Below are 13653 nucleotides of genomic sequence, written 5' to 3'. Positions count from 1 at the left end.
TGTTGTCGGGTAATGATTCACTGCTCAGCAACATCAGTGTGGCGATTACCTATCCTTTGGATATGAGTGAGGCGGTGCAGTATCTGGAGTTTGGAGATATTGGTTGGCAGTATATCGTGTTATATGATGATTCGGGGATGGTTTCCGATACAGTGGTTGCGCCGGAGTTTGTGGGTTATTTAGAGGATTCGGCGCGTCAGGCGGTCGACAGTGTGCGTGTGGTCTTACCGTTATGGGATTGTAATGTGCCGCACAGTTTCAGTATGTATGATGGGATGAATATTGGGGTGAGTTTTGTGCGTGATTCATTGCCGACGGATGTTTCGATATTTGATACGATAATTGTGGAGAGTGGTGCGTATCCGGACAGTTTATTAAAGCCGTCCTTGCCTGGTCCTTGGGCTTCGTACTTTGCGTTTTGGGCGTATCGTGGGAATGATTATGAGGTTGAGTGGTACAATACGAGTGGTGCGTCGAGTGGTGATGCGAATACGGTGCGTGTGATAGACTTGATGACTGGTGATACGATTGGGTTTAGTCCGTATGATCCTGAGGCGAGTGGTGCTTATGATACATTGGCTTCGGGTTGGTGTTTTCAGTCGCATTTAGAGGTATCAGATACCTTGGTATTGAACGGTACGCCGCCGGCGACGCGGAATACGAAGTTTTTGTATATCAACGGTGGTTTGGTTGGTTTGAACAAGGGAGCGTTTATGCAGTCTGGAGGTCCGGTGCCGCAGGTTGGTGAGAAGTGGCGAGTGGTTGCGAATCCTGATTTTCCGCCGGTGTTTGTGAATGCGTTATTCCAGATTACGCCGGTGCCTGGTTATTTTGACACGGTGGCGGTTGAGCAGATGAATGTGAAGGTGGTGCCGAATCCGTATTTGATTCACAACGAGTGGCAGCAGTCATTTGCGAGTCGTCGGTTGAAGTTCATCAACTTGCCGGGTGATTGTACGATACGGATATTCAATTTGAATGGTGAGTTGGTGAAGACGATCAAGCATCATCATACGTATGCACCGGACGAGGAGACAGGTTATCAGGTGAAGAATAATGCTGGTGGAGACGAGTGGTGGGATTTATTGAGTGAGAATCGTCAGCTGGTAGCGAGTGGTGTGTATATCTTCCATGTCCAATCCGATGTTGGTGAACAAGTCGGAAAATTCGTTGTTATCCGATAACCCTGAAATTCGGGTGTTGCCCTAAACTCCTTTTCTCAATGGATGATACCCAGCCAGTCGCCCAGAAGAAACTGCAGCCGCCCGATTAAAAGACTGATACGCGCCATCACAGTATAGCCGAAAGCCGCACCGAAGCCGATCATTACAAAGATGATACCGACCCGTGATGTGGTACCGAGTATTCCTTTATGGGCTTTCGAAAAATAGAAGTATGAAAGGGTACAGAGAACTCCGATAAAGAGAATGACCGACCAGATTACTCCCATTGTTCCGGCATTCCATGTTTGAAAGTTGTAAGGCGTCAGGATAGTACCCTGAATCTGTTTTATGATATAAGCCTGGATTGATGCAGGTATCGAGGCGCCGACATAATAACCGATTGTAATGCCGATTGGAATGCGCACAAGCCAGGAAATTTTAGGAATGAATCGTGTGAAATAAAGTAGTCCGATGATAAAAGGGATTATGTAGAGAAGTTTGCCCTGTCTGAATAGAGGGTCGAAGAGCGCCGGGACGAGGATGTTGTGCCAGTAAAAGGTTACTGCATAACCGTTCGCCACACCGATAAAGAGATGTTCGGCGAATTTGTAAAGAGGATTATCACGGTACAGGAACGAAAGAATTGCGATACTCAAAAGAGCACTGATCCATACCCAGGGGGCTGTCGAGATACTCATTTCGACCTCCTTTTGATGAAGTAACCGATATTGCCGATTATAATGAAGATGATGATCACAAGATGGGCATAGGTTAAGGAGGGAAGCGCTTCACTCGCTTTTCGTTTCTTTTTAATCCCGAGTTTTGATTCAACCATTTCTTCGTATTCAGCGCCGCCTTTCATTCCGGTCATCAGTCCGGTGAATTGACCGGTCTGGTAAAATTGATAAAAGTCTGCCGCGGAGACAGCAGTGACGCCGGCGGCAACTGCGACGCCGAAGCGGTTCTGTGAGTAAGCGACCCAGGATTTAGGAAGGCTTGAACCACTTAGTGAAACGAGTAGAGCGATGTCGTTGTAATTTTTGATTCCCTGCATTATCTCTAAGGTATCGGTTTTATTACCATAGTAGTCGTGCTGGTAGACATTGGTAATACTTACACCCATTCCCAGCATCGGAATAAGAGGCGGCGGCTGCCATCCGAGAAAGACATAATCCCGGCCATAGATAATACTGTCAGCGCGTGACGTGGCTTCACTGTTGAATTCTTCAGTCACCTGGGTCAATGCCTTTTGGGCAAGACCGAGAGGCTGGACATAGAGACTGAGGATAAGAACTTTGATATGTCGGGCAAAGGCATGACGAAGCAGCGCAATACCCATGGGTTCCAATTCCGGCTGGGTCTGCGGTTCATAATCGAAATCGATTATCAGTGCTTTATGAGGAGGAATGGTATCCACGGCATTGAATAATTTCTCAACCGGTTCCATGACACGCACCCGTTCTACAGTGGGAAAGATCAGCGGTAAGATTACAACGGCGGCTAATATGAGGTAGATGACGCGACGGTCGATCTTTGTAAGTTTGATAAGAAAATCAGTGAGCTTCATTCACCACCTCCAAGCCAGGCACGTTCTATACCGAGTATGATTTTCAGAGCAGTGGCGATTGTTCCAAGTGCGACACCGAACAGAATCCCTCGTTGACCGGCGACATTGGGAACATTCATAATCCACTGCGCCAGAGAAGGCAGATGGTGTGATATACGGTCACCGAAGGGGATGATTCCGAGCATGACGATAAAAGAAGCAGCGAGCAGCAGAGTTGCTTCAAAAGACCGGGCGCGGAACGCCCGATAAGAAGCCGATGCCATAAAGAAAGCAAGAAGGGCGAACATCGTTGAACCGAGCGGAACAATGATGTTCTCGTAAAGTGTCTGGATATCAAAGGGAAAAGAGCCGATGCTTGTCGGCAGGGGACCGGTTCCAGCTACACCGCCGAATAAACCAATGATGGAACTTATGATGAATGAAATAATCAGTATCCAGGAATACTGCCAGTTCTGCCGTTTCCGTTTGATCTTATCCATATGTACCTTCAATAGACTGCCGAGACCCAGAACCAGCGCGAATGCGGCAAGTATCCTCAGAAGGTTGTTGCGGAGAAAATCATCGGTGTTCTGGACTACTGGATGGGGAATCAGAAAAGGTATAATCCCCAGGATGCCGAAGATGAAGACTAAAAATAAGGGAAATTTTCTTTTCATATTTCTCTCCTATTTAAATATACTGAGAACAGGTAATTTCGTTAAAAGGCCTATTACCGAAGCGATCAGCAGCACGGTACCGATAATCAGTTTTCCCCAATCTTCTCCTTTTATGGCACCCAGCAGGAGTGGTTCCTTTGAGATATATGCCGAGGCGGCATAGAGTTCTTCGCCGATGAGGGTGTAATCACAGGCGGTTACAAAGAACGGCAGCTGAGCGAGTGCGTCTGTGCCGGCGATCTGGATTGCGCCGGTAGCCGCACCTGTTTCAGCCAGGATGAGTGATTCAGCATAGAACCATCCTACGAAAAAGTTGGTGGCGGGTCTTTCTCTCATCATGATACCGTCGACACCTGCAGCATAAGCGAATTGCGAGCGTGTAAGGAAGTAGACACTGTCGGGGTCAAAGGCGTCGGGTCTTCCCACTTTGGTATATGACTCCTTGACGATTTCACGTGCTACAGTGTAGACAATGGGGTCGGCATTGGGACAGATCAGTTTTGTATCGTACTGTGCGCATTTTTTTGCCACCTCACCTAAAATGTTTAATGAAGCGATGGTGGCGATATCTTCCACATAACCCAGACCGAGACAGTAGAGAATCGGTTTTCCCATTTCTGTAGCACGACCGACCGCATCATCAACGGCTTTCAACCCAGCTATCTCTCTTAAATAAAATTCTTTACCTCGGCGCGCGTGGTAGATAAAGTAAAGGATGATGCTTCCGAAGATAAGAAGGGCGATGAAGATATTTATCTTGTTGAGATCGATCCACTGGGCACTGCTTACGACACCGCCAGTCGCTTCAGAATAAGCTCTTGCCGTATCAATGACGGCGGCGACTTTGTAGAAATATTTTTTTCCGTCTTCAGTTTCATCTTTATAAACCCGACGGTTTTTTCCGATAAATCCTACTTTTTTGAAATCAATACCGTCTTCGCTGCGATATATTTCATAACCCTCCAGAATCGCATCGTCGGGTGAAAGCTGCCATTCGACGGTTATCGATCCTCCACCATCATTGGGAGTATCATATGCCGTAGTATTGGACGGTGGTGCCAGACCAAACAGTGCAGTGAGGAAAATGGCTATCATAAAACCTCCTTCTTTCCGACTTTTAACCTGACTTCCCAAACAACGCTATTGCCTGTTTTCCTTGCACTCACAGGGTGTTTTTTTGCATTTGGGACAGCCATGTCTGTATTTGTCCATTGCATCTTCTGCATTGATGTTCAGAATAGAACCTACAGAGAGAAGCCAGGCGAGGCAGTCGGCGAATTCTTCTTTAATTCTTTTACTGTCACCTTTTCTGACCGCCTGTGCGAGTTCTCCGATTTCTTCGATGAACCAGTTGAATGTTTCGGCAATTCCCCGTTTTGAATCCTTATCAAAATAAATTTTTTTAATCAGTTCCTGATAGGAATTTAATTCCATTTTATAAAATAATGTAGTTTAATGTCGATGTAGGTTAATAAAAAAGGGAAGGGTTTTAAACCCTTCCCTTTTTTACTGCTGTTTATTAATCGAAGTGGAAGGTTGCTGATAGTTTCCAGTTCGCCCAGTCTGTGATATTCCTGAATCCCATTAGATCGAGCTGGAGGTTATCGGTCACCTGCCAGCCAAGACCATAGTAGTAGTCAGTCATAGCCACAGTTGATGCGTCGTTTTCACTTGTATTTTCAGGTCTTTCCGAAGGATCCTGATAATAGTAATATTCCAGGGTATCGACTACGATATGGGTGACCTGTGCTTCCCAGTCAGTCAGGATATATGATGTGGTTAGATTGTTTTTTGCTATTGTATGGATTGCACCCATTCTGAAGACGACCGGGTCGGCAAGGTTGAACTCAACGCCCACTGGAATCACAAATGAATTGACACTGCCGGTTCGGGTCATCACCCAGGTCTCGCTCGACCGCTGGGTCAGTACGGTATCCATCAAGGGAATGGTGTCACCGTCGTCATAGCGGTGGACATAGCTTGATGTATCCATCTTTGTGGTCGAATCGTCGTATGAGGTATTACTCCACAGTAAGCCGATGCCGAATCTGAATCGGTCTGAGATTGAAAAGAGCTGTTTTGTCCCGACCCGGAAACCAGTGGAACTGAAGCTGCCGTCGTAATCGGTTATGGTTGTTGTCGTATCATTGGTCATCGCCGGATCCGCATCATGTTCCATCGTTTCAAAGTAATACTGGGTGGCATCGTCGTCATAACTCATTGAGCGGGTGAAGAAACCACCGTAGTATCTACCCTGGGCGTTTTCGTTATAATTGTAGAATACCTTGAATTCAACATCGATTTCATTGCCTGATTGCGGCAGGTATGAAGAATCATTGATTGAAGTGATTATGTAATTATGGCCGGGCGCCGAGGGGTCAAAATACTCTGCCTCATAGCTGTTGATCAACGCCTCGCTGCTTGAGCCGAGCATCGAGTAGCTCACAGACGCTCCGAATGATACTGCTTCTTTGTCCATCCAGGCGCTGAAGATTATCTCGTTTTCGCTCGACTTCAGAATGTCATCGCCCGTTGAAGTTGCACTGTCTTTGTAGGTTATGGCATTTGCAGAAAGGTCTTCCAGATAGTTCAGATAATCATAGTTGTCATTCGGGTCTGTGTATGTAGTCTTTGAATCTGTATGCATATAACCCAGGCCAAAACGGAAGCCTTCTGATTTGTAACCGAAAGCAAGATAATAATCACTTGAATTCGAGGCATCGAATGCCTTTCTTGTTTCAGTAGTCACTTCCCGGTCCTGATAATTCCCGAGTGAATCAGGGTTGTTCCAGTTGATTTTTGTAACTGTTCCTTCTCCATAGATCTCATTACCTAGAGGATCGTTCAATCCGGTATAGAACGGGGTTTTGCTTGAAGTGCGGTCATAGACGCCCGCGGGGTAGAGGTTGTTAAAGTACGTCATACCGCCGAGCAGAACATAAGGCTGGCTGTTGTTGGAGAAGAGCTCTTCATCGCTTGTAACAAAATTCGCAAGACCTGTCCATAAACGGGAACCCTGAATCTCTGGAATCCTTGCCGGGTCAAAGATCAGGTCATAGTCGTCCTCAAAGAGCTGAGCGGTTGATTGGTACCTGAATGATTCAGTTACCAATCCGAATGACAATGACAGCATTATCGCAATTGCTATGGCATATTTCATCTTACCTCCTTTTTATTATGCCTGTCTTTGCTTCCAACTTTTCTTTTTTTATTTTGCACCACCTCCTCTTTTAACATAGACTATTTTCTCGACGATAAAAAGAGTCTTAACGGGGTGCAACCAATAACCACATCCTGCATATTGTGAGATTATACATATAATTTCAAACATGTCAAGATTTAATTTAAATGAAGCCCGAAAAGTCTTTATATTATTACCTGCTGGTCCACAAAACCGAATAGGGAATCAGGATGTGTGGCAAAAAAAGAACTTCGCCGGTTTTAGTGTTCATCAGGAGTGACGGATAATTTATTCAAAAATTTCTCCGCGGCTTTCTGTTCAGCCCTCTTCTTCGTTTCTCCACAGCCAGTAGCGACTTTTTTGTTGTTCACATAGAGGGCGACATGGAATTTTTTATCGTGTTGAGGTCCGGTTTCTTTGATGACCTTATAGGAGAGAGTATACTGCTTTTTCATTATCCACTCATTCAGATATGATTTATAATCTTTCTGTTCTGCAATTATTTTTCTAAATAGGGTACGGTCGAGGAATTTTTTGACGGCACTTAATCCCTGATCAAGATACAGGGCACCGATGATCGCTTCCATTGCGCCGGCGATATTAGAAACCCTTTTTCTACCGCCGGTCTGTTCTTCTCCTTTATCCATCAGCAGAAATCTTCCAATATTCAAACTCATTCCAAAACGATAAAGTGCATCGGTGCTCGTGTAGTTCCTCTTCATTTTGCTGAGTTTTCCTTCAGTCGCGTCAGGAAATTTTTTGTACAGATATTCTCTTGTAATTAATTCAAGAACCGCATCGCCGAGAAATTCAAGCACTTCATTTGAGGATAAACCGGATGTCGGTTGATCCTGGATATAAGAGGAGTGCGTCAGTGCTCTTTTCAACAATGACCGCCGTTTGAATCTTACTCCCAGTTCTTTTTCGATCGTTTTATAAACAGGCGATTGCATCTATTTCCACAAGGGCGTTTTTAGGTAATGACTTTACAAAAACGGCGACCCGGGCGGGCGGTTCTTCAGCGAAGTATCGACTGTAAACTTCATTCATCGGAGCAAAATGTTCGGGTGCAGTTAAATACACCGTTGCCTTGACCACCTTTGACAGATCACTTCCCGCTGCATTGAGAACGGCTTTGATGTTTTCAAGCACCTGTTTTGTTTGTTCTGCCACATCTCCTTCAAGCATCTGATTGGTTTCCGGTGAGATTGCAATTTGACCGGCGGTGAAGACAAAATCTCCTGCTACAATTGCCTGGGAATAGGCACCGATTGCCGCAGGTGCCTTGTCGGTCTTGATGATTTTTTTCATATCTTCCTCCTTGTTATTACACCGTTCTTTAATATATATTCTTCTGAGCCGATATAGAACCTGCTCGTTCCGTACTGGATGAGCTTTTTTTGGAAAATGAACCAGCCGTTGAGTTGTAATTTTTCAATGATTTCAATACCGATGTCTTTTTTTATAAAGCCTCCCAGTTTGATACGGTATAACCCGGTTGAATCGATGAAGACCGGAATATTCTTTTGCCGAAGTTCATTGAACAGTTTTAATGCATTATCATAATTATTGAATGCGCCGAGCTGGAAATACCAGAGTGAATCGGATTTTTTTACGGAGACCACCGGTTTAATCTCTTCAACGACCGGTTTTCGTTTCATAATCGGTTCGATCTTTCTGTCTTTCAGACCAATGAGATAGAATCTTCCGCCGTCGTCGACTCCCAGAGCATAATTCACATAATCGACATAAAGAATGTCTTTGAGTTTCCCGCTGTTCTTCAGAATGAAATTCGGTCTGAGCGTCAGAGAATCCACGGATAAAATTCCTTTTTCAGTGAGGAAGAGCAATTTCCCGAGTTCTTCTTTCTTCTGATTTAATAACGGCAGGAAATCAATCAGCCTGCCGGATTCGTCGATAAAAAACAGACCTTCCTTGTTGTGCAGAAGATAACCTCCGTCATATTTTATAAATCCGGTTGCCTGAAAATTTAGATTGAGCGTTTTCCGCTTTTTAAGACCGAGCGTATAAATCGTTAACTTTTTATTGAATCCGAGGATGGTCAATTGATTTTCTTTGGAATCATACCGGTAATCCAGAATACGGCTGAGCGTTGATTTTTTAACGAGCCTTCCGTTTGATAGGTCGAAAATCTTGATAATACTTTTTTTATCAGAATCAATTGCAAGGTAAATTCTTGAACCGTGCCTTACGATACTGCTGCCTTCTGAAGTGACAAGAGGATAATAATCCCCTCGTTCGATTCCAATGCCCGCCTCAAAGGCAAAATTGGTTTTATTGAGTAGAACAATCTCCTCTGAAGAGATCAATATTATTTTTTCTTTGTTGGTGGTCAGATGGTTGAATCGTTGGGGCAGGGGTATTCGGTCGCAGACCGACAGATTATCCGGGTCTATTTTGTAGAGGTATCGACCGGTGAGTGCATATAAGAAATTATCCATACAGTGATCGACGATCTCTCCATTCAGAGATTGTGCCATAAAGGTCCTGGTCGGTATATCCACGGCGTAGACAATAGAATCTTTTATAAACGGACTGAAAGACAGTGAAACCAGGAAGTTGATTATGCAGAGACTCCACATATGGTTAAATAATAGGCTGATTATACGAAAAATCAAGAGTTTTATTTAGAAAATCAGTGGTTTTTGAAGCTTATATCTGGGTGTTGACTTTCACGAAAAATTAAATAGAATAGTAATTAAGGAGGTAAAATGAAGAAACTGATATTGTTGGGTTTTATTGTTCTTTTTATAGGGTGCCCGTCGCCTTCTCTGAATACCGCACGCATTGAATATTTCAACCGACAGGATTTTCAGCGGGCAAAAGCAGTCTGCTTAGAGGGAATAAAGAATGACCCCAGCAACTTTGAACTTTTCGCTATTTTGGGAGGAAGTGAAATAGCACTTGGAAACTGGCAGCCTGCATCTGACGCCTTAATCAAGGCGTTTGAAATTGATTCATTAAAGATGTCCACATGGCTTGCCAAACAACCAAATAGTGAACAGTATTATTATCAACCTTTTTACTATGCAGCAAGGGATTTATTTACCAAAGGGAAGTATGAGGATGCTTTGAAAGATTTGAAGTACGCCGAAAAGATTAATCCGTCGGATGCACGGACATACACCCTGCGGGGCGCGATATACCATCAAACGGGCGAGATCGATAAAGCGAAAGAACAGTATACAAAGGCATTGAAAGTGGATCCAGATAATCCCGATGTTCATTTTCTCATTGGAAAATCGCTGTTCGAAAGCAAAAAATATGACAGTAGTATGGTGTACTTCGAGGAGGCTATAAAGAATTACATAACTACAAATGAATTGAATAAAAAAGTTTTATTCTCCAATCTTCCCTCACCCGATAAAGAACTGGAGCATGAAATTTTAAGACTATGGCGTGACAAGAAAAACAACCGCAAAAAACTCGATGAGATAGTAAAGGTAAAACTCGGCCATGACGGCGGTCTGGGTGCAGTGGAACGGGCACTGGAGAAATTTTACAAGAGTAATGACGGTCTGGCGCGTTCCTATTACTTACTGGGAATGGCTTATTATAATCTGCGCGATGACAGTACGGCTTTAAAGAACATACTGACCAGCCTTACCTTTGTTCCTGATGATCTGGATGCATTGTTCTATGCCGGAGAATTGTTTTTGAGAGCCAAGAAATATCAAGAGGCGATCAAGAAGTTTGAGACGATCACAAAATTGAAAGAGGATGATATCTATGCGTGGTTCTACCTGGCGGTCTGTTATACACAATTGAAGAAATATAAGAAGGCGATTGATCTCTATGAAGGTAAGGTTCTGGTTCTCAGTCCCAAAAATATCGAGGCGATGACGAATCTCGCTTACTGTTACCGTGAAATCGGCAATAATAAAAAAGCGCTTGAGTATCTTACAAAGGCAGACAAATTGCAAAAGGAGCAACAATGAGTATAAAGGCGAGAGAAAGAATATTGAATGTTCTCATCTTTTTGGGTATCATCGCTTTGCTCTTCGTCGTCGGTTATCCCCAATACAAAGAGTCATTACCCTCACAGATAAAGATCGGTGTTGATAAATCATTTGCTTCAGTACCTTTTTATGTCGCTGAAGAAGATACGTCACGACAGTATTTTGTCATCGAAAAGATCGAACCGGAATTCGTCGAGGTTACAGGAGACCCCCTGCAGGGGTTAAAAGACGGCCTTTATGACATTGTCGCGGTACCGTGGTATAACCTTCTGCTCTCCCCGGCGATCGACGGTGATACGGTGAAGGTGTGTGCTTCTCTTGAACTGAGGTCGGGTAAGCTTCTGGACGCGATAATAGTTCCCGAGAAATCGAAGATTAGAAGGTTGGGTCATCTCAAAGGGAAAAGATTGGGATATCTGAAACAGGATGAGTATATTGTTGATTTGATTCTTTCCCAGCTTGCCGAAAAGGAGAAGATCACCAGAGTGAAAAAAGTGCTGCTGGAACCGGAACAGCTTGCGACCGCATTTACGAATAAAGAAGTGGATGCCGTGTATCTGATCGATCCGTATCGAGGATATATGCTGTATCAAGGAAACAAGATACTTTTTGAGGGTCTTATTTCTATGTACATCATCTCGTCGTCTTTTCCCTATACGGCGATTGTAATGCGCAAGAGTTATGTCAAGGAAGAGAATAAACTGGCAGGGATACGATTAAAAAATGCACTGGATGCTACATTAAGTTATATAACGAGGAATCCGGAAATCTGTAAGAAAGTTATAATAAAGATCAATAACTGGCCTCATGAGTCGGAATTGGTGCATAATATCCGAACACCTGAGTATCAGAGACTTGCTGAGATAAATTTAAAGAATGTGGAGAATCTGCAGACAAAACTGGTTAAGCTGGGAATCGGCACCTGCGGTATAAAACCGAACGAATTTTTATTTGACAAATTGGATTTTGTCCGATAGATTCGGTCGTGCTAAGTGGGGAGTTAGCGGTGCCTTGAATCCGCCGTTTGGCGGATGACCCGAAATCCGCTTATGCGGGACTGAAGGCTCCATTTGAGACAGTACTTTTCAGGGGCGACAGTGAGGAGTTGAAGAGTGTTGAGGATTGGGTCTTATGATGGTACCAGCTACAAACCCCGTCAGGTCTGGAAAGAAGCAGCGGTAAGTAGAAATGGGCCGGTCATAAGGAAACCTGGTCTGAGCTCTTCGCCTTTCTGTTCCTGGAGAGACTGGCGAAGGGAGTGCACGACCGATTCAATCTGAATTTCAAAACAGGGTTATCTGCAAATTTACGGTTGAATGTGATGTTAAAAGAGAATTTGAATATATCCATTTAATGAGGTAAATATGGCACATCGTGTTATTTCATTGAAGTACCGACCACAGAATTTTGATGAGTTGACAGGACAGGACCATATTGTTTTTTCGTTGAAGGGTGCGATCAGAAGCGGTAGAATAGGCCATGCCTTTCTCTTCGCGGGTCCGCGCGGCGTCGGCAAGACGACGACAGCGAGAATTCTTGCAAAAAGCTTGAATTGCGAGAATGGTCCTACACTCGAACCCTGTCAGAAATGTACTTCCTGTCGTGAGATCACGTTGAGCAGAAGTATCGATGTTGTGGAAATCGACGGCGCTTCAAACCGCGGTATTGAGGAGATTCGGAATTTAAGAGAAGGGGTGAAATATTCACCGATTCACGGGCGATATAAGATTTATATCATCGATGAGGTTCATATGTTGACCCAGGAGGCGTTTAACGCCTTATTGAAAACCCTTGAAGAACCGCCTCCAAAGGTGATCTTCATTTTCGCCACCACAAATCCGATGAAGGTTCCGGCGACCATCTTGTCGCGCTGTCAGAGATTCGTCTTTAAAAGACTGTCCCTTAAGGAAATCAGTTCCCGCTTGGCTTTGATCGCCGGGAAGGAGAATCTTAAGATTACGGAGAATGCTCTACACTACATCGCCATTCGCGCGGACGGCAGTATCCGGGACGGTGAAAGTATTCTTGAGCAACTGGCGTCGTTTGTAGAAGGTGAAATTACTGAGAAAGATGTTTTTCAGCTGATAGGATTCCTAAGCAGCAGCTTTTATTTTGATATACTAAAGGGAGTCGTCGCCGGTGATTTAAAACAGGTTATTCTTTTGTTGAATAAAGGTATAGAAGACGGAGCCGATCCACTTGAAATTTATCGTGGCTTCACCAATTTTACACGAGCAGCACTTCTCTTTAGAATTAATATCCCTGATGAATTTGTAGAGCTGAATGCCGAGGAGATTGAACTTTTGAGAAAGATGAGTTTAAGCAAGTCGGACATTATAAATATTCTTGAAGTCTGCCTGCGGTTTGAAGAGCTCATCAGGAGGTCGGTCAATATTCGAATTGCTCTGGAACTGCTCTTCAGTCAGTTGGTTTTGATCTTTTCCGAAACCGGACGTGGAACAAGAGAGAACGAAGCGAAGAAAATCAGGAATTCCGGTTCTGAAGAGAACGGGGATGTGAACAGCAACGATCCCGGAGACAGGATATTCAAAAAACTACAGAGGATAAGTCCGAAACTGGCGGGGATTATTCATAAAGCAGAAATAAAAAAGATTGATGATCGGGTGACTGTTCTGGTGGATAATGAATTTTCAAAAAAACAGTTGATTGATCATCGTAAAAAGATTGAAGCCGTACTCCAGGAACTCTTCGGCTCTGATGTCAAACTGCATGTCGAGGTCGTTGAAAAACAAAAGGTTGATAATGACCTGGTGAAATCAATAAAGGTTCTCTTTGACGGAGAGGAGATACGATGAAAGATATTTTAAAGGAAGCCCAGAAATTGCAGGCAAAACTGCTGGAAGAGTTGAGGAAGATAAGAATCGAGGGAAGCGCCGGTGGCGGTATGGTGAAGATCGAGATGGACGGTGAACAGAATGTCCTTTCTGTAAAGATCGATCCGCAGATAATCGAAGAAAAAGACGTTTCAATGCTCGAAGACCTTATTCTCGCCGCCCTGAATGACGCAAAGAGCAAGGTAACTGAAGCGACCCGGGAAAGTTTCCGATCGATTACAGGTTTTCCTATTCCCGGTATGTAATTCTTA

General features: G+C 44.1%; 13 protein-coding genes and 1 other RNA gene. 5 read left to right on the top strand and 9 right to left on the bottom strand.

All coding sequences use genetic code 11. From position 1 onward, the window contains the following. Nucleotides 1–1219: 1219 nt before the first annotated feature. From ENI34_09420 to ENI34_09380, 9 genes are all read right to left on the bottom strand, one after another. The gene (locus ENI34_09420; protein HEC79336.1) at nt 1220–1861 is read right to left on the bottom strand and encodes a hypothetical protein; all 642 of its coding nucleotides are present in this window, start codon (nt 1859–1861) and stop codon (nt 1220–1222) included. After that, nucleotides 1858–2730, bottom strand: a complete 873-nt coding sequence (locus ENI34_09415; GenBank protein HEC79335.1) for a hypothetical protein — start codon at nt 2728–2730, stop codon at nt 1858–1860. The genes ENI34_09420 and ENI34_09415 overlap by 4 nt, the downstream gene beginning before the upstream one ends. Then, on the bottom strand, nt 2727–3386 hold the full coding sequence (locus ENI34_09410; GenBank protein ID HEC79334.1) for a hypothetical protein: 660 nt from the start codon (nt 3384–3386) through the stop codon (nt 2727–2729). Before ENI34_09410 ends, ENI34_09415 begins: the two co-directional genes overlap by 4 nt. Before the next feature lie 9 nt (nt 3387–3395). Next, nucleotides 3396–4481, bottom strand: coding sequence for a hypothetical protein (locus ENI34_09405; protein HEC79333.1), 1086 nt, complete (start codon nt 4479–4481; stop codon nt 3396–3398). Nucleotides 4482–4526: 45 nt separating this feature from the next. Beyond that, on the bottom strand, nt 4527–4820 hold the full coding sequence (locus tag ENI34_09400) for a nucleotide pyrophosphohydrolase (protein ID HEC79332.1): 294 nt from the start codon (nt 4818–4820) through the stop codon (nt 4527–4529). Between the two features lie 85 nt (nt 4821–4905). Continuing rightward, a complete protein-coding gene (locus ENI34_09395; GenBank protein HEC79331.1) occupies nt 4906–6546 on the bottom strand; it encodes a hypothetical protein in 1641 nt (546 codons plus the stop codon). 281 nt (nt 6547–6827) lie between these two features. Then, complete coding sequence (rnc, locus tag ENI34_09390) at nt 6828–7520, bottom strand: ribonuclease III (protein ID HEC79330.1); 693 nt, start codon at nt 7518–7520, stop codon at nt 6828–6830. Next, a complete protein-coding gene (locus tag ENI34_09385) occupies nt 7501–7878 on the bottom strand; it encodes a RidA family protein (protein HEC79329.1) in 378 nt (125 codons plus the stop codon). The genes rnc and ENI34_09385 overlap by 20 nt, the downstream gene beginning before the upstream one ends. Further along, complete coding sequence (locus tag ENI34_09380; GenBank protein HEC79328.1) at nt 7875–9170, bottom strand: SPOR domain-containing protein; 1296 nt, start codon at nt 9168–9170, stop codon at nt 7875–7877. The genes ENI34_09385 and ENI34_09380 overlap by 4 nt, the downstream gene beginning before the upstream one ends. A gap of 129 nt (nt 9171–9299) precedes the next feature. Here ENI34_09380 and ENI34_09375 point away from each other — a divergent pair, with 129 nt between their 5' ends. The 5 genes from ENI34_09375 to ENI34_09355 all read left to right on the top strand — a co-directional run bounded on the left by ENI34_09375 (nt 9300) and on the right by ENI34_09355 (nt 13647). Beyond that, nucleotides 9300–10526: a tetratricopeptide repeat protein gene (locus tag ENI34_09375; protein ID HEC79327.1), complete on the top strand. Its 1227-nt coding sequence runs from the start codon at nt 9300–9302 to the stop codon at nt 10524–10526. Next, nucleotides 10523–11524 carry a hypothetical protein gene (locus tag ENI34_09370; GenBank protein ID HEC79326.1) on the top strand — a complete coding sequence of 334 codons (1002 nt, stop codon included), beginning with the start codon at nt 10523–10525 and terminating at the stop codon, nt 11522–11524. Before ENI34_09375 ends, ENI34_09370 begins: the two co-directional genes overlap by 4 nt. A 6-nt stretch (nt 11525–11530) precedes the next feature. Continuing rightward, nucleotides 11531–11813: signal recognition particle sRNA large type (ffs, locus tag ENI34_09365), an RNA gene on the top strand. 98 nt (nt 11814–11911) lie between these two features. After that, complete coding sequence (gene dnaX / locus ENI34_09360) at nt 11912–13363, top strand: DNA polymerase III subunit gamma/tau (protein ID HEC79325.1); 1452 nt, start codon at nt 11912–11914, stop codon at nt 13361–13363. Then, complete coding sequence (locus ENI34_09355) at nt 13360–13647, top strand: YbaB/EbfC family nucleoid-associated protein (protein HEC79324.1); 288 nt, start codon at nt 13360–13362, stop codon at nt 13645–13647. The genes dnaX and ENI34_09355 overlap by 4 nt, the downstream gene beginning before the upstream one ends. Nucleotides 13648–13653: the final 6 nt, after the last annotated feature.

It is taken from the genome of candidate division WOR-3 bacterium, assembly GCA_011052815.1.
In the GTDB taxonomy this organism is placed as follows: domain Bacteria; phylum Hydrothermota; class Tepidihabitantia; order SM23-42; family SM23-42; genus DRIG01.
This window is presented reverse-complemented; position numbering and strand designations above follow the sequence as displayed.

What these genes read in the sequence shown, in the direction of transcription:
- ENI34_09420 (HEC79336.1), bottom strand. Translation starts at nt 1,861, where the DNA reads ATGAGTATCTCGACAGCCCCCTGGGTATGGATCAGTGCTCTTTTGAGT.
- ENI34_09415 (HEC79335.1), bottom strand. Translation starts at nt 2,730, where the DNA reads ATGAAGCTCACTGATTTTCTTATCAAACTTACAAAGATCGACCGTCGC.
- ENI34_09410 (HEC79334.1), bottom strand. Translation starts at nt 3,386, where the DNA reads ATGAAAAGAAAATTTCCCTTATTTTTAGTCTTCATCTTCGGCATCCTG.
- ENI34_09405 (HEC79333.1), bottom strand. Translation starts at nt 4,481, where the DNA reads ATGATAGCCATTTTCCTCACTGCACTGTTTGGTCTGGCACCACCGTCC.
- ENI34_09400 (HEC79332.1), bottom strand. Translation starts at nt 4,820, where the DNA reads ATGGAATTAAATTCCTATCAGGAACTGATTAAAAAAATTTATTTTGAT.
- ENI34_09395 (HEC79331.1), bottom strand. Translation starts at nt 6,546, where the DNA reads ATGAAATATGCCATAGCAATTGCGATAATGCTGTCATTGTCATTCGGA.
- rnc (HEC79330.1), bottom strand. Translation starts at nt 7,520, where the DNA reads ATGCAATCGCCTGTTTATAAAACGATCGAAAAAGAACTGGGAGTAAGA.
- ENI34_09385 (HEC79329.1), bottom strand. Translation starts at nt 7,878, where the DNA reads ATGAAAAAAATCATCAAGACCGACAAGGCACCTGCGGCAATCGGTGCC.
- ENI34_09380 (HEC79328.1), bottom strand. Translation starts at nt 9,170, where the DNA reads ATGTGGAGTCTCTGCATAATCAACTTCCTGGTTTCACTGTCTTTCAGT.
- ENI34_09375 (HEC79327.1), top strand. Translation starts at nt 9,300, where the DNA reads ATGAAGAAACTGATATTGTTGGGTTTTATTGTTCTTTTTATAGGGTGC.
- ENI34_09370 (HEC79326.1), top strand. Translation starts at nt 10,523, where the DNA reads ATGAGTATAAAGGCGAGAGAAAGAATATTGAATGTTCTCATCTTTTTG.
- dnaX (HEC79325.1), top strand. Translation starts at nt 11,912, where the DNA reads ATGGCACATCGTGTTATTTCATTGAAGTACCGACCACAGAATTTTGAT.
- ENI34_09355 (HEC79324.1), top strand. Translation starts at nt 13,360, where the DNA reads ATGAAAGATATTTTAAAGGAAGCCCAGAAATTGCAGGCAAAACTGCTG.